Below are 19,224 nucleotides of genomic sequence, written 5' to 3' on the forward strand. Positions count from 1 at the left end.
TGTGCTGTCAGGCAGGGCGATCCGGGCTGTCCGGACCGTCTCGATGTGGCATCAGTCCAGGATTCGCGCCATGAACTCATCGGCGTGGCGCTTCAGGTCCTCGTCGCTGAGCTTCTCGGTGGGAATCTCCACGTCGTCGAAGTCGAACGAGAAGTCGTCCAGCTTCAAGTCGTCGTTCAATACATCGCCGGCCATGGTACCGGCCTGCCTGGCCGTCAGCGCGGCGCCACCGTCCTGAGGCGTGGCGTTGGAGATGGATCCGGGACCCGTGCCGGGCGTGTCTCTCCTGTCATCGGGCGTTGCCGCCGGCGCGGTTGCGGCGACGCAGCCGGACTTGTCGATGTTCAGCTTCGGCACCGGTGGTGGTGGCAGTTCGCGCGGGGCAAAAAACCTGTCGCGAAAGTAGAGGATCCGGTGCGCCAGCACCGGCCGCAGGCCTTCGTAGAACAGGATCATCCGGTCCGGTCCCAGTTCCTTGACCTCCTGGGGCAGCAGCAGACGGCGCGGCTGCTCGCTGATGCTCACGGTCGGCTCCTTGTTCGTCCCGCCCCACATCGGGCGGCTGACGTTCTTCTGTCGGACGGTGTAGGTCCCCAGCTCGCGCGAGATGGCCTCGGCGTCCTCGTACTCCTTGGGCGGGAACACGATGCGTGCGGCCAGCATCTTTCGGATCGACTTGGCGCCCTCGATACCGTACTTCTCGATCAGCTGCGAATTGGACTGGACGATGACCACGGCGCGCACGTTATACCCGGGCAGGAAGGCCGTGGAGTCGGCGATGACGGGAATGCGCCCGAGCGCCGGAAATTCGTCGAGCATCAGGAGCACCTGGTGGCGAAGCTCGGGATTGTTCTCGGGGAGTTCCCGCGTTTGCAGGCCGATCGCCTGCTGGAAGAACAGGTTCAGCAGCGGCTGCAGCCGGGCGATGTTGTCGGGGTTGATCTGGACATAGATCGAGATCGGGTGCTTGCGCAGTTCCCTCAGGTCGAAATCGTTGGCCGAGGTGGCCGCATCGATCATCGGGTTGAGCCACAGGTCCAGGCGGCTGGTGAAGGTCTTGCGGATGCTGGAGGCCGTGGTCGGTGCCAGGTCGATCACGTCATAGAGACTCTGCACCGCTTCCTGCGACAAGGGGTACCCGGTGCGCTCGCAGGCGTCGATCACGCGCTTCCAGTGCTTCTGAAAGCCCTCGGCGTCGCTGGCCATGCCTTGACGCAGGATCTCGCCCAAGGTGCGCGTGGCACCCTTGGTCTCGAAGAGATAGAGGGCGATGCCCAGGAACAGAGATCGGGCCGAGGAGGTCCAGAAGGGATCGCCGGCCTGTGGATCGGGAAAGAGCATCGTGCCGATGCGCTGCAGATCGTCGATGCAGCGGTAGGGCGTCTCGGAGACGTAGCCGAGCGGGTTCCAGCGTGCCGAGCGCTCGCGCTCGGACAGGGGATCGAACAGGTGCACCTGCTGCCCATGGGCCGCACGGAAGCCGGCGGTGCGCGTGAAGTTCTCGCCCTTGATGTCGCTGACGATGGCCGAGCCGGGCCAGTTCAGCAGATTGGGGATGACCACGCCGACGCCCTTGCCGCTGCGCGGCGGCGCCTCGAGTTCGACGCCCTGCTGGCCGGGAAGCACCAGGTAGCGATTGCCGAGCCGCCCCAGGATGATGCCGTGCTCGTTCAGGAGGCCCGATCGGGCGATCTCGCGACGGCTCGCGAATCGGGCATCGCCATGCAGCGGCCGGCGGCGGGGCAGCATGGCAATTCCGATCAAACCGAGCATCAGCCCCTGGGAGCCGGCCAGCGACGCAATGAGGACACGGCGCACGTCCGGCCGCTCGCCGTAGGCTTGCCAGTACTCGTGAAGGGTCAGCAGCGTGGCGCGCTGTGGCGGCAGATTCATCGCGATCAGGAACGCTTGGCCGGCTACGTACATGCCGACGAGCGCCGCCGCCAGCAGCGCGACCGCGATTCTGAAGGGGCTAGGCAAGCCTTCGGATCTTGGTGCCAGGGTCATACCAGATCTCCCGAACGATGCGCCGCAGCAGGCCGTCCCGACGCTCTCGCGCGCACTGCACGACGATGTCCACGCTCATCTGCGCCAGTTCCACGCCGTCGCGCGTGGTCATGCCGTGGCCCGCCTGACTGCGCTTCATCAGCTGCGCCAGCGCCACGAAGGCCATCTCCGCGCTGTCCGCGTGCACGCTGGTGATCGAGCCTGGGTGGCCGGTGTTCACGGACACCAGATAGTCGTAGACCTCTTCGCCGGTGCGAAGCTCGGACACGAACACCCGGTCGGGACGTTGCCGCTTGGCGCTGGCGAGCAGTTGGCCGGGCGTGACCTCGGCCTGCCCCTGGGCGCCTTGCGAATAGAAGAGCCTCACGTGGTTGGGCTGGTTGCGCAGCGACAGCTCCTTCACGTCCTCGATGGTGATCAAGCGGTCCTCGGACGGCACCTCGAGGATCAGCGCCTTGCCGACCGTGGTCTTGCCGGAGCCGGTGGCGCCGGACAGTAGGATGTTCTTGCGAAACCGGACGGCGCGTCGCAGGAAGGGCACGAATTGCCGGCGTGCGAGGAGATCTGTCAGCTCCCGGTCTGCGGGTGACAGGGACGCCAGTTCAGATTGGCGCGCCGGAGTCGCGGGAGCGCTGCACGTGGTCTCGAAGATGTGCAAATTCCCCAGCTCTTCGAGGGTCCAGAGCGTGTTCGAGGGACGCCGGATCGTGATCGAGACGGTCCGGTCCAGGGTCGCGGGCGGCAGCACGATCTGGATTCTTTCGCCGCCCGGAAGCGTGGCGGACAGGAGTGGCTCGTTGGCGGAGATGCGCTGTCGCGTGAAGTTGGCCACCAGCTTGGCGATGGACATGCACCAGTCGAAGGTCGCGAACGGCAACGCCTCGCGTGCCCAGCCGGACTGCCGTTCCACGAAGGCTGCACCGGGCTCGTTGATGCAGATCTCGGTCACCGCGGGATCACCCAGTAAGTGGCCGAGCGGACCAAGAAAGAGAGCAAGCGACGACGGTGGCTCTGCGGAGGCTTCGTCATGCGCGTGCGCCCGCACCGGCTGCCAGTCGCCTGTGGCGGCGCCGGGCTCGCCATCAAGGCATGGCCGGTTCGGTTCGAAGCGCATAGACGCTCCTGAAATCCACATCGCGGGCGACCAGGATCTGGATCCGCTCGCCCTGGCTCTTGATCACGGTCGGCGGGATCGACACGGTGCTGCGCAGCACCTCCGTGATGACGTCGCGACTGCCCTGGGGGGCGAGCACCACGTCGCCGCTGCTGCCGACAGACGTGCCGCCTTGCTGGTGGGCGGCGATCGTCTGCATCGTGCCGTCGATCACCGAGATCAAGACCGCGGCACCGAAGCGATCCCAGAAATGGGTGTCGACGAAGCCGGGGAGGCCGCTGCGCCCCAATTCGTCGGTGCCCGGGGAAGCCAGCTGGACCACGACGCCGGTCGGCGTGCGCGCTTCGTTCCAGACGATGAAGACGCGGCCCTGTCCCTGTCGCGGCGTTCCACGCTGTTCGCCGACGTACTTGGTGCCACGCTCCAGCAGCACGACCTTGCCGTCTGCCCCGTAGATATCGCTCGCGCCGATGCAGGTGGCCATGCCCTCATAGGTGGAATCGATGGCGGTTTCCAGCGTGCAGTCGATGAATGCGCCCTTGGGCAAAAGCATGCGCCGTGTCGGCAGGGTCTGGGCGACGACCGCCGGGGTCGGCGTGGGCCGAAGGCTGGCGGCGAGCTGACCGCCGCCGGGTGCCGCCGAACCGGCGTAGGGAGGCTGCAGCGCACCGATCAGCTGGGCCATGCTTGGCACGCCGCCGGCAGGCGGCATCGCCGGATCCGCGAACGTGTGCGGCGTGGTGGCGCTGCGCGCCTGAGCGGCTTGGGCGCGCCGAAGCACCGGGGCGCCCAGCTGTCGTTCCAGTGCGATCTGCTCGGGTGTCTTCTGCGGCGGTCCCGTGTTGGCGCCGTTCGCCGACGGAGGCGGCGGGGAGGGAGGGGCGGCAGTCGCTGCTGCTTCCGGCGCCGCTCTGGGCGGATGGATGCGGCCGAGCGGCGGAACCTTCATCTCGCCACCGGCGCGCGCAGCAGCCGCCTTTCTCGCAGCCTCTTCGGCCTCCTGGGTCTTGGCGTACTGGGTGTTGTAGTACCAGAACAGGAATCCGGCGCCCAGCAGCATGATCGCTGTCAGCGCCAGGAACCCGCTGATGCGCGACTGGATGGAGCGCTCGCGATTGACCGATGGAATGGCGCGCTCGCCCTGGATCGTCGGGCGCTCTTCGGCTGCCCGGAACGTCCCGTTTCCCGAGGCCGCGGCTCGCTGCGTTGACAGGATCTCTCCGGTGTCCGGGTCGATCTCGGGCGCGTCGCCATGCTCCTGGGGATCGGTCCGGGACGCGCGGCGGGGCTCGCTCATCCAGGTCATGGCCCCTCTCCTGCAGTGATGCGCCGCACACCTGTTGCGCTGGTGTTGGTGGGGGTGCGCGCGCCGCCGCCGACGAAGGACCGGTTGATCACGCAACCGACCAGCCCTCCCCGCCGCAGCACAATGCGGTGCGCCACGCGGTGAATCACTACCTCGTCCGCGTCGACGTTGAAGTTCAACAGCGATTCGGACCCGTCGTCGTTCTGGACGAACATCGCCGGGAAGTCGGAGCGCGCGTGGAAACGCAGACGCGTTTGCGCCCCGTCGTCATGGGCGCTCACGGGCTTGAGCGAATCGTTCCCGCAGAACCAGTAGTCGGAGTTGCGTGGCCGATCGGTCGCCCCTTCGCTCATGCGCGCCTCGGCCCGGCGCCGTTCCTGATCCTCGGCTGCCTTCCGGGCCTCGTCTTCTGGGTAGGTGAAACGTATCGAATAAACCATGCGCCTGGTGGCAGCGCCTACCGGCGTGATGGAGGAGACGGTGTAGTCGAAATGATAGGTCCGACGGTTCGTGAGGACAGTGAAGTTGGTCGCGGCGCGCGCTTCCTTGGGCTTGATGAAGAAGTGGTTGCGCTCGGCACCGATATCGAAGGCGCCGTTGTCGCCGGAGCCGAGGTTCACGAACTCCTCACCTTCGGCAAACTGCAGATGGATCTGGTAGCCCACGTACCCCTGCAAGCTGATGACGTCCGCCGGGTTGTAGGCAACCACCCGTACCCGGGCATCGACCTTTCCGGCAGCCGGCACGGTCGCGGCTCGGCCGTATTGCGCGGCGAGCGCCACACTTGCCGCCAGTCCGATCGCCAGCCGAAAGCCGCGGTGCACGCGCCGGGGCCTCATCGTGCATCCTGCCTGCCGGGTGTAACGCTAGCCGGGGCGACCTCGGGCTCGCGGCGGTATTCGACAACGCGAAAGCCCAGCGGGTTGAGCGAACGCGTCTTGTTGTCCGCCGACGGCGGGACATAGGCGAACTCGATCGTGGAGACCCAGTGGCTGGTCTGCTCGTCCCCGGTGCCGCCTGCGCGCGTCGAACGGGTGAAGCGGACCTGTGCCAGCTTGTCCTTCCCGCTCTCTAGCTTGAGGAAAGTGACCGATCGCACCTGCGCGCGGATGGAAGTGCCATCCTTGTAGACGGTCAGAGGCGAGGCCGGGTTGTCGGCGGCCCACAGGGCCGCCCACTCCTGGTTGAGACGGGGAGAGTTCTGAGAGGCGACCAATTCGTAGTCCGCTTCCGCGGTGCCGTAGAAATAACGCTCACGCGCAATCACGTAGTTCTGCAGCAGGTTGCGTGTCACGACCTGCTCGATGTCGGTCGTGCCTTCGTAGGCGGGAACGATGTCGACGATGCCGTTGCTGCTGTCGACCCGGATGAGAACGGGAACTGGCTCCTTCAGCGGCGCGAGCCCGCTGACGGCGGCGACGGCGAGAACCGCGATCAGTGCCGCCGATGTGGCGACGGCCCAGGCGATCCTGGTCGATCGCTCCGCCTGACGTGCACGGTCGAGTTCCCAGCTCTGGGCTTCGTGCAGGTAGTTCTCAAGGGAGGCGTCCCGGCGCATTGACCGCTCCTGATGGGGAAACACCGCCCGAGATGTTGATCGGTGTGAGTGGCCCTTCGCAGTCCGGCGGTGCGGGCGGGCGAGTGCCGCATGCCGCCAGGAGAAGGGTAAGCAGAGAAAGGATGATCGAGGGCTTCATCTGCACACTCCGCCGCTAGCGACTGCGCGAGAGGCTCGGCATGACCTGCTCCCTGGAAAGCACGGTGCCACCGCGACGCGAGCTACCGATCCCTCTGATGGAAGCCACACCGGCGCCGACGCGGTTGCCCGCCAAGCGGCGGAACGAATCCCAGCGACTGCCAGGCTCTCGCCGCAGGCCGTCCAGCACGCCGCGTCCGAGTTCGTAGCTGGTGCGCTTGGCGCCGCCCATTGCCCAGTTGACAAGGCCGCTAGCTGCGTTGAACGAACTCAACGCTATTCCGCTTGCCAATCCTGCAGCGATAGACATCACTTGGCGCATTATCAGAAAAACCAGTGCCGAGGCGATGCACACTCTGGCGCCTTCAGCAATGGTGATCGCGCCGCCAAGCGAGGCCGTGTTCTTGGTATACGAACGAAGAACGCTCAGCAAAAGGGCTGCCGCCAGCGTTGCAAGAATGGTTATGAGGGCGTAGTTGGCGAGTTGTGCTACCCAAGCCTCGAAGAGGCGCTTGCTAGCATCAAAGAACAGCAGCACGACAAAGATCGGGCCCAATGCGAGGATCAAGGCGAGGGCGACTTTCGACAAAGCCAACAGGAATGCAGTCGTGACGACGGTTAAGCCAACGAGAAGATAGACGAGGAAGCCCGCGAGGTAGTACGCAAAATTTGCGTTGAGGACGCTTCCCTTGCTAAGCAACTGCTCCGCTGTTAAGTTCCCGTCGATCCAGATTTGGTCGACCACAGACACGGTTGAAGAAGATCCCAGAATCGCGACAGCGAGTTGGTCAGGTCCATGGGTGAAGGTATCGACGACGACATCGTTGTATATCCAGAGTCGTAGGCCAATGCCGAGAACGATGCCGATGACAAGGATTCGCCTCACACCTTCCCAGATCGGTTCTTGGATCCGTCCAGTAAGCGAGAGATAGCCCCACATCATTATGTAGATGGTTGCGAGCGTTACCGCTACAGGTTCGATTGCGGATGCGACCCGAGCGGCATTCGCACTCACATAGGCGGCCAATTGCCCGTGGAGCCAAGTGAAGAATTGCTCGAAGAATCCCATACAAGCCCCCAGTACCAGCTACCGCCGCAGCGCAGGCTGCTGCGGAACCGGCTTCAGATCCCTGATGCTGCCAATGCCATTCAAGATCTTGCGCTCTACATCCTCGTCCCGAGGCGCCGATGGCGCTACTTCCCGGGGAGCGGTCGCACTGGGAGGCCCTGATTGTCCAATCGCGGCACGAATGATGTAGTGGTACGCCCCGACACCGGCGGCGGCAAGGATGGCACTGAGCGCCATGTATGCCCATGTGATCTTGTACATCTATCCCTCCTCTGCTGATTTAGTAGGTCACAGCCGACATGGCTTTCACAGTGCCTACGTTTGTGGTCGCACGCTCTCGGAGGCGCTGCTGATGGGCAGCTTCCTCGGCTCTTGCAATCTGATAAAGACTCTGCAGCTTTGTCTGCTCGTTGGTGAGCATGTTCTGCTCGGCCAGTATTCTTGCCTGCAGGTCCTGGATCGCCTTGGGGTCCTGTGCGGAAGCGATGCGATCGATCAGCAGTTGCAGGGCCGAGAAGCGCTGGCTGGTGTTGTGGTACGCGTTCTGGGTCATTCCGTTGAGCAGCGCTGCCGATTGCCGCCCTTGCTCGACGACCTGGCGCAACTCCGGACTGAGCCCCTCCAACTGCGTGCCCGAGAGGACGCTGTTGGCTTTCATGATCGACTGGACCTGGCTGGCCAGCCCGGCATAGCTGGCCGACGAGCCGTTGAGCGTGCCCATTAGTTCGCCATAGCTGGGAGGCAGGTAGTTGCGTGCGAGGTCCGAGGTCGGCAGCAACTGCTCCATGCCTCGGCTTCCCGTCATGGCGTTGTGGGTTCGAGTCAGCTGGTCCTTCGATTCCTTCAGTTGGTCGTACTGCTTCTGCATCCCGGCGATTTGCTGCTGCCAGTACATGACCTGCTGTATCAGGTTGGCGACGGCCGTGATGTCGATCACCGGGATTCCGGCTTTCGCGTGCGGCGGTGCGAGCGAAGCTGTGGCCGCGAGGAAGAGAGCAGCAAGGAATCTACGCATGGGAGATCTCCTGGTGAGAGGATGAACGGGAAGGGTCATTCGCGAGCGCCCTGCGGAAAGGCGGCAACCACTGGGCGGGATCCGGTCCGCAGATCGCGAGGAGGTCGCGCATGAGGCGGACGTTGCCGGTGCGCCCGGAGATGACGTGCAAGGCGTCGTCGAATCCATGGAGATCGAGCTGCGCGACCACGCTGACATGGTTCTGCTTGATGAGGAACTGGCGAGAGCCAGGCTCGATCTCCTGCTTGATGAGCGCGAACTCCCGGTCGGTCAGGTTGAAGCCCCGGGTGTATTCGTCGTAGTCCGCCTCCGGATTGGGGAACAGGATCTTCGTCGGCGTCTGCTCGACGATCGCGCGGGCGATGCCGGAATCGAGCACGTGGCTGGTGCTCTGGGTGAAAGTGGCGATGTTCGCGTTCTTCTTGCGCCAGGTCTCCAGGCCGTTCTTGGCGAACTTCGCGAAGGCCGGATCGCTCAGCAGCTTGGCGAACTCGTCCATCCAGCACACCAGCGGGCGGCCGTCCACCATCCGGTTCACGAGATGAAAGAGGTACAGGGTCAGCGGGGCGCGCACGACCTCGTTGTCCAGGAAGTCGGTCACATCGAAGCCAACGAGGGCGTGCCGGGCAAGCAGCGGGGCCACGTGGTCGTGATCGTTGTCGAAGACCCAGGCATAGTCGCCGTGCTCCGAGGCGCACCACCGCCGAAGGCGCGCGTGCATCCCCTCCGGATCCGTGATGTCGAGGAAGGCGGCGAGCCGGGACAGGCGCCTGAAAGAGGGTGCGAGCTTCAGGGTGCCGCGCAGTGCCTGGTCGAGATCGTCTTCCTGACGGACGGTCAGTGTCTCGCCCGGCGTGCGCATCACGAGGCGCCTGAGCCAGTGCCGCATGAACTCGACGTTGTCGGCGATCGAATCGTCGAGCTGCAGCGGATTGCAGCCGGTTGGTGCGCCGTTCTTGAGCGGGAGGTACTGGCCGCCCAGGGCCCGCACCAGGATATGCAGCCCTTCATCCTTGTCGAAGACCACTTGTGTGGCATCGAGGCGATTGCAGATCGCCACCATGCAGAAGCCCAGCAGCGTGGTCTTGCCGGTCCCGACCGGTCCCACGCCCGTGATGTGTCCGACGTCGCGGCGGCTGCCGCCGTCCCGGCTGCGCGGGTCGCTCGCATGCAGCGAGAAGTAGTAGGGCGAGCCCGCGCGCGTGGTGAACATGGTCAGCGCATCACCCCAGTAGTTGCCCGTTGCCCGGCCGGTCGGGAAATTGTGGAAGGGCGACATGGCGGCGAAGTTGCGGCTGGTGACGGGCGCCTTGCGGCTGCGGTAGCCGAAGTTTCCCGGCAGCTGCGCCCAGAAGGCCGCCTCCAGCGCGAGGTCCTCGCGGGCTACCACCATTCCGGTGTCGCCCAGCAGGTAGCGGGCGCGTGCGACGTTGTCGTTGAGTTGCTTCAGACGGGGCCGGCCCTCGGCCTCGCTGACGCCGTCGTAGGTGTCGGCCAGCACATGCAGGCTGAAATGGTGGTCGCCCACCACGAAGCGATTGCTCATCAGGTCGTCCAGCGCGTCCTTGAGTTCCTCGGCCTGCGACACCGCCAGGTCACCGGCGGCGGCCATCCGGTGATGCTGGCGGCTCATCATGTCGGTGGCCGTGCCCTTGGCCAGGAAGGTGAAGCTTTGCGTGAGCACGAAGGGGAAGGGCGCAGTCAGCAGGGCGCTGAACATGCCCGGCGCCGTGGGAGTGGGGTATTCCTTGATGCCGAGGAAGGCGCCGATACGGATCTGGGTGCCGGTCCGGTATTCCATGGCTTCGTTGCCGAAGAAGGGCCGGGTGGTCGCCAGGACCTCGTTGAGGGGGGCGCGCGGCAGCGGCATGCGCTGCCACTCCCCGTTGACGAGCAGGCCGTGGAATTCCATGAGGGCGGAAAAAAGCCCGTCGTTCCCCTGCAGCCGATAGATGCCCAGTGCTTCGGGGTCGTAGCGTTCCAGGGCGGCGAGCAGTTCCTGGCGCAGCTTGCTGCAGGCGTCCAGCGCATCGCGCAGCTCCGCCCGCGCGCCCTCGGGGTCGGCGCGCTTGAACAGCCGCAATGCGGCATTGCCGATGCGGGTGGGCTGCGGCCGGAAGACGACCGACAGGTACAGTTCGTTGACCATCAGCCGCTCGCCAGCCATCTTGCGGCGATAGCGCTGCTCGATCTCGTCGGCGAAGCCGGGCGTCGTCCGCCCGGCCGGATAGGCCGTCTCGCGACGGCGGATCACGTGGGTCCAGAGCGCCAGGTTGGGCGACGCGATGTTGCGCAGCAGGACATTGAGGCGCTCGTGCCAGCTGTTGATGTCCTCGTCGTCCGCGCTTTCGAAGCTCGTGCCGGCCAGGCGGAGTGTCTGCACATAGTCGCCGGCACGTGTCAGGGCCACATGCTCGTCCACATGCACCGAAAGCGGAATCATGGTCGCGGCGCCGACTTCGCGGCGCAGCGTGTGCTCGGAGCGTGACAGCAGCTTCATGGTGCGGTACGGCGTCAGACCCAGGTCACGGGCGGCGTGCGCATGCGGCGGCGCCCCCGCCAGTCAGGCATGTCCAGCGCCAGGGGGCTGTACGAGTTCGCACGCCAGAACCGCAGGTTGCCGCCGAGCATGGCCGGCAGGCGCGTGCGGCCCCAGAGCTGCAGCAGGTCGAAGAAGCGCGGCTCGTACAGGCAGACCAGGTAGAGCACGCCGTGGATCGGCACGAAGGCCAGCAGCCACGCGAGGCTCTTGGTCACGATGAACGACTCGGTCGTGACGACGATGTTGAACATCATGGCCGAGTAGGTGACGCCCCAGACCATCGAAGGCCGCGTCATGCCGACGAACAGGGGATCCGCGGCAATGCCCTGGTTGCGACTCATGGACCGCTCCCTTCAGACCCCGAACAGGCCCCGGATCCAGGACACGATCTGCGGGCCGCCGAAGACAAGCACAGTGCCGATCACGACCGCGACCATCCACCACCAGCTCAGGCGCCCGAACCAGGCCATCGCGCCGGAGACCATCACGGCGACCGCGGCCAGCGGCGTCAGGATGGCGACGAGCTGTTGCTGGGTCGCGTTCGCACCGGTCGCGAACGGGCTCCCCGCCCAGGCGACTTCGGCAGGAGCGGCGGCGATGAGCCAGGCGATGAGCAGCCATCCGATCCATTTGACACGGATGCCGGCTGCCGCTGCGCGCCGGATGTGGATCGAGCATGCGGTCATGGCGTTACTCCGTTGGGCCGGGGGCTGATCCCGCGGGCGCTTGCCCAGGCGGGGACGCAGGAGAAAGTGAAGCAGGCGATTCAATGCGCCGACCGCTGCCGTAGACGTCCCACCACGGTGCTGGCGCCGCGCGCTTGCCGGCGGCGGAAGGGTGCTTGGCGGCCTGAATGGCCATGGGCCTGACCCCCGTAGCCTGGGCGGCGACATGAGAGGCCGAAGCGATCTCCCGCCGGATGGCCGCGATGTCGCCGAGCGTGCGGACGCGCTGTTCCTCGGCCTCGGTGGCTGTCTTCAGGTCGGATGCGGCGAGCCGCTCGGCTTTGCGGCGCATGAGACCTTCCAATTGCGCCTCCGACTTCCTGAGCTCCTCGCGAAGGATCTCGATGCGATCGTTGTCGCGCGCCGCCTGCTGCTGTGGTCCGGCGCCCTGCGATGCGCTGGACTCTGCCTGGGCCCACAGGGGGCGCGCGTGCGCCATCAAGCCGGCGAACATGAGCATGGAAAGCCAGGCTGAGCGTCGGCCTTCATCGGTCGGATGCCCGCGTTGAGTGTCGTTTGTTTGCATGGGGCGCAATGTCCGCCTCTGCCCGTGCGTGTGTCGACTATTGTTTTTGACAGTGGTGTCGCAAAGCGCGAGGCGGCGATATTTCGTGAGCGACGCGGCAGGGCGGTTCGATCGTGGGCCAGTGAGGCGGCTCCGGCCATCTGTGGGGCCCTGTTGCAAGTTGCAGCGGCAGCCCGCGAAGCGCGCCGTTCGGGTGCGATAGACGCGCGTCCCGCGCCGAGGCCTGAGGAGCAAGTCATGGGCAACGTGGTCATCTTCGGCAACCAGAAGGGCGGCGTCGGCAAGTCCACGCTGGCGGTGCTGTACGCATACTGGCTGGCCGATGTGCGACGCCGGTCGGTGTGCGTGATCGATCTGGACGCGCAGGCGAACAGCTCGAAATCGCTGGGCCGGTCCTCGGCGATCGCCGAAGCGGTGGAACTGTTCGGTCAGGACCTGGGCCCGATCGCCCCGCCGCGCGAGCGGACCATTGCGCTGGCGGCGGGCAGCAGAAAGCTGGCCGACGTCGAACTCGCGAGGGCGGACCTCGTGATTCCTTTGTTCCGCGGGAATGTGAGGCGCCTGGCGCAGGATTTCGACGCGGTCGTGATCGACACGCCCCCGGCGCTGGGCTTGCGCATGAGCGCGGCGCTGATTGCCGGCCATGCGGTGGCCTGTCCGATCGAGCTGGAGGAGTACAGCATCGACGGCGTCGCCGACATGCTCCGGACCGTCTTCGGGGTCAGGCGGCGCTACAACCCGCAATTGCGGATGGCGGCCATCGTGCTGAACCGGTTCAATCCGCATTCGCTGCGGCAGAAGGCTGCGATGCAGGACCTGGCCTTGAACTTCCGGGAGTTCGTGATACCGGCGCGGATCTCGACCCGTTCGGCCATTCCCGAGGCGCTGGCCGCGGGAGTGCCCGTGTGGCGGCTGCCCAAGAGCGCGGCACGCGAGGCGAGCCTCGAGGTGATGAGGGTGTTCGAGTTGCTGCAGCAACGCATCGACGGCTCGGACGCGCCGACTTCGGCGGATACGCAGGCATGAAGGCGCCCGACGGCCTGGACCTGAGTGCGCTGTCGCGGTTCAGGGCGGCCGATCTGCTCACGGGCGAAGCCGCCCCTGCGGGCCCAGGCGCACCGACGCAGGTGGCGCTCGAACGCATCGACTTCGACCCCGGCCAGCCGCGCCGTCGCATGCGGGGCGAACGCATCGAGGAACTCGCCGAATCGATCCGCGAGCATGGCGTGCTGGAGCCGGTGTCCCTGCGCTGCCATCCCGAGCACGCGGACCGGTACATCGTCAACCGCGGCGAACGCAGGGTGCGCGCGGCGCGCCGGGCCGGCCTGTCCTGCGTTCCGGCGTTCGTGGACCCGCGGGTCGATCCCTTCGCGCAGGCGGCGGAGAACCTGCACCGCGAGGACATGTCGCCGTTCGATCTGGCCGCCTTCATCGCCGAGCGGGAAGGAGAAGGCCATTCGCGCGCCGAGATCGCGCGCCGGTTGGGCAAACCGCGTTCCTTCATCACCGAGGCCGCGCGGCTCAGCGACGCACCGGCGCAGTTGCGGGAAGCGGTGGAGGAAGGGCGGCTCGGCGCGGATGTGCGGGTGCTCTACCAGTTGGTGGCCGTCGCGCGAGATCGTCCGCAGGAACTCCAGGAACTGATCGCGCGGGGCGGCCCGATCGGACGTGTCCAGACCAGAAGTCGCCCGCAATCGCCCGAGCCCGTCGCCGGCTCGGCGGCGGCGCCGCCCGGAAACGGGATCCCGAGGACCATCAGCGGCGGCCGTACGGTGCTGGTGGTCGAGCATGGTGGACGGCGCGGGTCCTTGCGCATCAAGGCGAAGGACGGCAACGTCGGCGAGGTCCGCTTCGGCGACGGCACGCGCGCCATGCTGGCGCTGGCGGACTTGCGGCTGGTGTGCTGGGCCACGGAGGAATAGCAATGGCGGCGCTGGCCGGCGAGGCTCGAGACCCGGTGGCGGGACAGGGTCCTGCTAGGCCGCGTCGGCAGCTTTCATCGTCGCGTGGCGGCGCCGGTATTCGCGCGGCGTCATCTGCAGGTCGCGAACGAAGGCTCTTCGCATTACTTCCTGAGATCCATAGCCGCACTGCGCGGCGATGGCCTTGAGGGGGCGTGTGCTCGTCTCGAGCAGGCGACAGGCGGTATCAAGGCGGATCTGCTGCACGCCCCGCCCTGGCGAGAGACCCGTCACGCGTTCATAAAAGCGCGCGAAGGAGCGCGTGGACATGTGGACCTCCTGCGCCAATCGGGCGACGCTGAGCTTCTCTTGCAGATGTGCCGCGATCCACTGGTGCAGCGCGCCGATCCGCGCGTCGGGCGCGGGCGGCTCGAGCGGTAAGCGGCGGCGGCGCAGCATGCCGCAGCGACGGCTGCGCGGCCCGGGCAGGCGGGAGGCAAGCGTTTCGACAAACGCGGCGCCCCGGTCCTCCTCGATCCAGGACAGCGCCAGATCGGCGCCCTGGCCCGGTTCGATGATGCGCCAGCTGCGCGTTCTCATGCCGGCCGCGAACAGGTCCGGTCCCTGCCCGCCACAGCGCAGCGCCGGCGGCGTGGCACGCCCCTGTCGCTGCACGACGCGGGCCTCCGGCGCAGGCGGCAGCAATGCCTGCGCGCCCAGCACGGCGCAGCGGCTCAGACGCCGTCGGTTCCTGGAGAGCCATTCGCGCAGGCGCTGCACGCCTGCCGCCTCGGCCGCGCCCGGAATGGGTTCGCCGCTGATAAAGAGCGTGCTCGCCCGCCCGGCGAGCCGGTGCGGCAATGCATCCGTCGACAGTGCCACACCGCTTGAACTCAGGGTTTGGCCGCCCGCGGCGGAGGCCAGCCGCACGTCGTAGCCGGCGAGTTTCTTGTTGCGCGTCCGGCGCAAGGAGGCATTGGCGGCCTTGAAGACCGCGAGCATGCGGAGAACGTCGAGAAGAAGGAAGCCGGGAAGCAGCAGCAGCCAGACCTTGTGCATCGTGAGAAGCCAACGTAGGGGGATCGATCCGCAATCTTCTGACCCTGGGCCGCACCGCGCCAGTGCGCGAAGGCAGGCTCGCGAAATTGGCAGAAATGGTGGTGAATTTTGCCTCCGGGCTCCGCGAGGCGCTCCTAGACTGTCGCACCCTTGCCTCCATCACGCGCTGAACGACCCGCCACGCGCACGCCGCAGGCAGGCGCAGCGCGGGTCGGTTCAGGCGGCTGGGCCGCCCGCCGGGCTGCGCCGCGGGAGCGTCGACCGCGCCCGCGAAGAAGGTGGGGGTGCCGACGACGCAGGAAGTGCACCTATGAACAAGTGGACCCAAGATGTTCTCGGTCGGTTGAACGAGGCCAGCGAACCATCCCAGGTGCTCGCGCAGGTCAGCGTGGCAGCCAGGCAGCTCGGCTTCGAGCATTGCGCCTACGGGCTGCGCACCCTTGTGCCCTTCACCCGGCCGAAGACTTTGATGTTCAGCACCTACGATGAACGATGGAGCCGCCGGTACATCAGTGCGGGATATCTCCAAGTGGATCCCACCGTCGCCCACGGCGTGCACAGCGGGGCGCCCGTGGTCTGGAGCAACGAAGTCTTCCGGGACGCGCCGCAGATGTGGGACGAGGCGCGCTCTTTCGGCCTGCGTGTCGGCTGGGCGCAATCGGTCTTCGAGCCCGACGCGCGAGTCGGCATGCTGTCGCTTGCCCGCTCGGGCGAACCGCTGACGGCCGCGGAGATGCGCGCCAAGGACCCCTCGCTCCAGTGGCTGGTGAATAAAGCCCACCGCGCGTTCTGCCGCCTCCTGAGCGGCCCGCTCGCGGGGATTGAACCGCTGACGAAGCGGCAGGTGGAGGTGCTGCGCTGGACGGGCGACGGCAAGACGAGCGACGAAATCGCGGCCATCCTCTGCATCTCGAAGCCCACGGTCGATTTCCATCTGAGGAACGCAATGGCGAGATTCGATGCCGCCACCAAGAGCTCGGCCGCGGCGTTCGCTTCACGTCTCGGGATCCTGAACTGAACGGGTGGCAGCGACCCCTTCGTCCGCAGGCCGGCGGGCGACTCGGCCGATCCCATCGGCCTGGCAGTCCCGGCGCGGACACCAGTTCTTGTCCACGTCGATGAGGCAGGCGAACAGAAGCTGGCCGTCGACCCGCAATGGCGGTGCCGCACGGTGCGCGGACAGGCCCGTGCGACGCAGGATGCGCTCGATGCCCAGTGGCGAGGCGCTGATGAGCCGTCGTCCGCCCTCCTTGGCGACGGTCCGCATCGCGGCGCTCAGCATGTCCAGCGCGAGCGACCATCCATGGGGATCCCCGCCCATCCCGAGCCGCGTGCCGTCGCCGGCGGCGAATCGCGACAGTTCCCAGATGTCGGGCGAGCACGGCGCCGGCGTGTCGCCGAGCAGCTGCGGGAAGAGGCTGGCCAGAAGATAGGGCCGGTGCGTGGGCAACAGGCGGCTCGTGCCGACGATCTCGCCGTCCGGATTGCGTGCGATCAGATAGATGGTGTCCTTCCGGTCGAATTCGTCGAGTTCCAGCCGGCCGCGCGTATGGAGTTTCCAGCCCAGCTTCTCGACGAAAACCTCGTAGCGGTAGCGCGCCATGTCGAACAGCACGTCCGCTGAGAAAGAATCGATCGTTCCCGCAATGATCTCCATGAGGTCACCTCGCTGAATGAGGCCGCATTACAGCCTGATGACGCACACCGGGGACACTGTCAGAGTTGATAGGGTTGGCGACGTTCGAGGGCGTCGTTGTTGCGGTGCAGTTGCTCGCGTTCCGTGCATGATCGCTTCCACGAATAAGGCCGCTTCGTGCAAGCGTTCGACGCGATATTCGCGGGCGCTGGAGGAAAGGAGCCGGCATGTCGCCAAGGCATAGACATCCGCCCCGAGGAGCCGGTGAGCCTGATTGTCGGCAGGCAGTCGCGAACCAGGGGAGCTTCCTTCAATGGGCACTGCCCAAGCAGATGCTCATGGACGAGCCGCCGGCGCTCGCGCTGCTGGAAGCATGAGTTGTCTTGATCAGGCAGAGCTGTCCAGGCAACTCTTTCGCAGCCGCCCGCTGGCTCAGTATTTCGTAATAAGTAGCTTATAAGCTACTTATTATAACCTTTTCGAGGCAGAAGCTTCGCTTCGAGGCGGGGTGTGCGGCCCTCCTGTTCGGTCCTGACTGGTGCAGAGAAGGGGCTGCTATCGATATAAATATCAAAAAGCCGTGCTATGGAGCATTTATGCTCCATAGCATAGCAAAAATCCTGCCATACGCAAGTCCTTTCCCGGTGGGAGAGGGATTTGACAGACAAATCATGGAGATGTATGCTACGGAGCATAAATGCTCCGTAGCACATCAAGACTGCGTTTTTCTGTCTCGCATACAACCCGAGGGGGTCCTGCGTGGTAAATCGCTCGCGCATCCAGATCGCCAAGGCAGACATCGTTGCGCGCTTCAACGAAAAAGGGCCACACGTTCTCAAGTATCGCGAGATCGGCGCGATTCTTTCTGCCGAGCGGCGCGGGTGGAGGTTGGCACAGAAGACGACCATCGACGAGTTCATCGGCTTCCTGGCAAAAAGCGCCGATCTCCAAGTGTTCGAGTTCGACTTCCCCAACAGGGTGGAAAAACTCTACGTCTGGGGAAGCGTGCCGACCTTGGAAATGCTGCTTCACTTGAAGGCGAACAGCTACTTCAGCCACTACACCGCGGCCCGCATGCACGGCCTTACGGAGCAGATTCCAACGAGCATCTACATCAGCCACGAGCGCTCCACCGAGACCCCTCGCGCGGATGTCGACCAAGCAGCGATCGATGAGGCCTTCGCGAAGCCCGCCAGGGCGACTCAAAATGCGGTGACCTTCGGTGACCGGCGGATCGTTCTTGTCAACAGCGCAAAGACCCTCCAACTCGGTGTCGTGACGCAGACCGTGAAATATGGCGCTGCAGAAGACGCGACTGTTCGCCTGACCAACGTGGAGCGAACACTCATCGATGCAGTCGTGAGGCCCATCTACACAGGAGGCGTCTTCGAGGTTGCCAAGGCCTTCGAACTGGCCAAAGAACAGGTGTCGGTCAATGGTCTGTGTGCCATGCTGAGGAAATTGGGCTTCATCTACCCCTATCACCAGGCAATTGGCTATTACATGGAGCGCGCTGGATACCGCCCCAAGCAACTCGACCTGGTAAGAAGCTTCCCCATGGAGTACGACTTCTATCTGACGCACGAGATGACGGATTCGGAATATGTGAAGCAGTGGCGACTTCACGTTCCGCGCGGCCTCTAGCCCTTGGCGGCCAGTCGATCTGACACGCTCACTGCGATGCGCACGACGTAGTCGAAGTAGAAATCGAAGCTTTCGAGTTCAACATCGGGACTCACGGTGGCGACCACCGCCGGGAAGTCCTGGCGGTGAAACTCTCTGTAGTTCTGGAGCAGACCGAGCCATTCGGTCGGTACGCGCTTGAGGCGGAACATTTCAACCAGCATGTCGATCGCCTCGCCCGAGCAAACGTTCAATTTCAACGTCTCCATCAATGTGTAGATGTCGATGACATCCCGTGCTCGAGGACTTCCCGGCCTGGACCGTCTAATGATGGGCATGTACTCGTCCATCTGTTGGCAAAGCGCTCGCAGCTTCTCGCACACGATCATGGTCGGTGAGTACACGTAGATTCGATAGCCATCGAGATCAGCCTCCTGCTTGCCATCGGTGCACTCGAAGCGGCTGATGTCAATCAGGAACTTCTTGCCTTGCCCGATCGTGACGGCGTTGCGACGCAGTGCCTCCAGGTCACCCTTGTGCTCGCCGAAAAAGGCCGCATCCACAAGCTTGAACTCGACCGCGTACCCACCCCCAAAAGCCCGCCAAGTCTTCGGACATGGTGCCAGGCCTCTCTTCCATCTTGATGTCGAAGGCCTCGTAGGCCGCAGCCCTGAAAGTTTTTTCCAGCGCTGCGCTGAGGCGCTTGAGAGTGGCTTCCACGCCCTCAGGGAAATCGAGTTTCATCGAGAAATCGAGATCCACCGAGGCTCGTGCGCTGAGCCGGTGGATCAGCGCCATGGCATTGCCGCCCTTGAGTACCAGCTCCTCCAGCAACTCATCGTCCGAAAACATGGCCATGACGGCCAGCCGCTTGATTTTTTCGACGGCTGTTGCCTCTGCAGTCTTCTCGACCTTGTTCTTCGCCATGGCTGTGGGTCCTTTTCGTGGGAAACAACCGAACCGGTGAAACCGTCCGTTGCAGGTGAACGACTCTGGATCGTAGCG

Annotated in this window: 20 protein-coding genes; 4 read left to right on the top strand and 16 right to left on the bottom strand. The window is 65.2% G+C overall.

Going from position 1 to position 19,224, the window contains the following annotated elements:
- Nucleotides 1-51: 51 nt before the first annotated feature.
- The 12 genes from EJO66_RS20585 to EJO66_RS20640 form a co-directional block, all read right to left on the bottom strand.
- Complete coding sequence (locus tag EJO66_RS20585; RefSeq protein WP_240648630.1) at nucleotides 52-1,980, bottom strand: type IV secretory system conjugative DNA transfer family protein; 1,929 nt, start codon at nucleotides 1,978-1,980, stop codon at nucleotides 52-54.
- Nucleotides 1,973-3,121, bottom strand: a complete 1,149-nt coding sequence (gene virB11 / locus EJO66_RS20590; RefSeq protein WP_124960021.1) for a P-type DNA transfer ATPase VirB11 — start codon at nucleotides 3,119-3,121, stop codon at nucleotides 1,973-1,975. Before virB11 ends, EJO66_RS20585 begins: the two co-directional genes overlap by 8 nt.
- Nucleotides 3,090-4,427: a type IV secretion system protein VirB10 gene (gene virB10, locus EJO66_RS20595; RefSeq protein WP_124960022.1), complete on the bottom strand. Its 1,338-nt coding sequence runs from the start codon at nucleotides 4,425-4,427 to the stop codon at nucleotides 3,090-3,092. Before virB10 ends, virB11 begins: the two co-directional genes overlap by 32 nt.
- Nucleotides 4,424-5,266, bottom strand: coding sequence for a TrbG/VirB9 family P-type conjugative transfer protein (locus EJO66_RS20600; RefSeq protein WP_124960023.1), 843 nt, complete (start codon nucleotides 5,264-5,266; stop codon nucleotides 4,424-4,426). The genes virB10 and EJO66_RS20600 overlap by 4 nt, the downstream gene beginning before the upstream one ends.
- Nucleotides 5,263-5,985: a VirB8 family type IV secretion system protein gene (locus EJO66_RS20605; RefSeq protein ID WP_124960024.1), complete on the bottom strand. Its 723-nt coding sequence runs from the start codon at nucleotides 5,983-5,985 to the stop codon at nucleotides 5,263-5,265. The genes EJO66_RS20600 and EJO66_RS20605 overlap by 4 nt, the downstream gene beginning before the upstream one ends.
- 154 nt (nucleotides 5,986-6,139) lie before the next feature.
- Nucleotides 6,140-7,192 (bottom strand): TrbL/VirB6 family protein, encoded by a 1,053-nt coding sequence (locus EJO66_RS20610; protein ID WP_124960025.1) that lies wholly within the window; start codon nucleotides 7,190-7,192, stop codon nucleotides 6,140-6,142.
- Nucleotides 7,193-7,210: 18 nt separating this feature from the next.
- Nucleotides 7,211-7,453 carry a hypothetical protein gene (locus tag EJO66_RS20615; RefSeq protein ID WP_125965946.1) on the bottom strand — a complete coding sequence of 81 codons (243 nt, stop codon included), beginning with the start codon at nucleotides 7,451-7,453 and terminating at the stop codon, nucleotides 7,211-7,213.
- A gap of 19 nt (nucleotides 7,454-7,472) precedes the next feature.
- On the bottom strand, nucleotides 7,473-8,207 hold the full coding sequence (locus tag EJO66_RS20620; RefSeq protein ID WP_124960027.1) for a TrbJ/VirB5 family protein: 735 nt from the start codon (nucleotides 8,205-8,207) through the stop codon (nucleotides 7,473-7,475).
- Nucleotides 8,200-10,707, bottom strand: coding sequence for a VirB4 family type IV secretion/conjugal transfer ATPase (locus tag EJO66_RS20625; protein ID WP_125965947.1), 2,508 nt, complete (start codon nucleotides 10,705-10,707; stop codon nucleotides 8,200-8,202). The genes EJO66_RS20620 and EJO66_RS20625 overlap by 8 nt, the downstream gene beginning before the upstream one ends.
- Nucleotides 10,708-10,721: 14 nt before the next feature.
- Nucleotides 10,722-11,090: a VirB3 family type IV secretion system protein gene (locus EJO66_RS20630; protein ID WP_124960029.1), complete on the bottom strand. Its 369-nt coding sequence runs from the start codon at nucleotides 11,088-11,090 to the stop codon at nucleotides 10,722-10,724.
- A gap of 12 nt (nucleotides 11,091-11,102) precedes the next feature.
- Complete coding sequence (locus EJO66_RS20635) at nucleotides 11,103-11,435, bottom strand: TrbC/VirB2 family protein (protein WP_124960030.1); 333 nt, start codon at nucleotides 11,433-11,435, stop codon at nucleotides 11,103-11,105.
- A 4-nt stretch (nucleotides 11,436-11,439) separates the two neighbouring features.
- Entirely contained in the window at nucleotides 11,440-12,000 is a 561-nt protein-coding gene (locus tag EJO66_RS20640) for a hypothetical protein (protein WP_223262336.1), read from the bottom strand.
- A gap of 237 nt (nucleotides 12,001-12,237) precedes the next feature.
- On the opposite strand from EJO66_RS20640, the gene EJO66_RS20645 reads away from it, so the two are divergent.
- Both EJO66_RS20645 and EJO66_RS20650 read left to right on the top strand, forming a co-directional pair.
- On the top strand, nucleotides 12,238-13,026 hold the full coding sequence (locus EJO66_RS20645; RefSeq protein ID WP_124960031.1) for a ParA family protein: 789 nt from the start codon (nucleotides 12,238-12,240) through the stop codon (nucleotides 13,024-13,026).
- The gene (locus EJO66_RS20650; RefSeq protein ID WP_124960032.1) at nucleotides 13,023-13,922 is read left to right on the top strand and encodes a ParB/RepB/Spo0J family partition protein; all 900 of its coding nucleotides are present in this window, start codon (nucleotides 13,023-13,025) and stop codon (nucleotides 13,920-13,922) included. Before EJO66_RS20645 ends, EJO66_RS20650 begins: the two co-directional genes overlap by 4 nt.
- Before the next feature lie 54 nt (nucleotides 13,923-13,976).
- On the opposite strand, the gene EJO66_RS20655 is transcribed toward EJO66_RS20650, so the two are convergent.
- A complete protein-coding gene (locus tag EJO66_RS20655; protein WP_124960033.1) occupies nucleotides 13,977-14,960 on the bottom strand; it encodes a helix-turn-helix domain-containing protein in 984 nt (327 codons plus the stop codon).
- 310 nt (nucleotides 14,961-15,270) lie between these two features.
- Here EJO66_RS20655 and EJO66_RS20660 point away from each other — a divergent pair, with 310 nt between their 5' ends.
- Nucleotides 15,271-15,978 (top strand): autoinducer binding domain-containing protein, encoded by a 708-nt coding sequence (locus EJO66_RS20660; RefSeq protein ID WP_124960034.1) that lies wholly within the window; start codon nucleotides 15,271-15,273, stop codon nucleotides 15,976-15,978.
- On the opposite strand, the gene EJO66_RS20665 is transcribed toward EJO66_RS20660, so the two are convergent.
- Nucleotides 15,955-16,617: an acyl-homoserine-lactone synthase gene (locus tag EJO66_RS20665; RefSeq protein ID WP_124960035.1), complete on the bottom strand. Its 663-nt coding sequence runs from the start codon at nucleotides 16,615-16,617 to the stop codon at nucleotides 15,955-15,957. The two genes, EJO66_RS20660 and EJO66_RS20665, sit on opposite strands and share 24 nt — an antisense overlap.
- Before the next feature lie 738 nt (nucleotides 16,618-17,355).
- On the opposite strand from EJO66_RS20665, the gene EJO66_RS20670 reads away from it, so the two are divergent.
- Nucleotides 17,356-18,240, top strand: a complete 885-nt coding sequence (locus tag EJO66_RS20670; protein ID WP_124960036.1) for a type IV toxin-antitoxin system AbiEi family antitoxin domain-containing protein — start codon at nucleotides 17,356-17,358, stop codon at nucleotides 18,238-18,240.
- On the opposite strand, the gene EJO66_RS33030 is transcribed toward EJO66_RS20670, so the two are convergent.
- Together EJO66_RS33030 and EJO66_RS33035 are read right to left on the bottom strand one after the other, a co-directional pair.
- Entirely contained in the window at nucleotides 18,237-18,782 is a 546-nt protein-coding gene (locus tag EJO66_RS33030) for a nucleotidyl transferase AbiEii/AbiGii toxin family protein (RefSeq protein WP_240648633.1), read from the bottom strand. The genes EJO66_RS20670 and EJO66_RS33030 overlap by 4 nt on opposite strands.
- Nucleotides 18,748-19,146: a nucleotidyl transferase AbiEii/AbiGii toxin family protein gene (locus EJO66_RS33035; protein WP_223262338.1), complete on the bottom strand. Its 399-nt coding sequence runs from the start codon at nucleotides 19,144-19,146 to the stop codon at nucleotides 18,748-18,750. The genes EJO66_RS33030 and EJO66_RS33035 overlap by 35 nt, the downstream gene beginning before the upstream one ends.
- Nucleotides 19,147-19,224: the final 78 nt, after the last annotated feature.

It is taken from the genome of Variovorax beijingensis (assembly GCF_003951285.1).
Taxonomy (GTDB): Bacteria; Pseudomonadota; Gammaproteobacteria; order Burkholderiales; family Burkholderiaceae_C; genus Variovorax; species Variovorax beijingensis.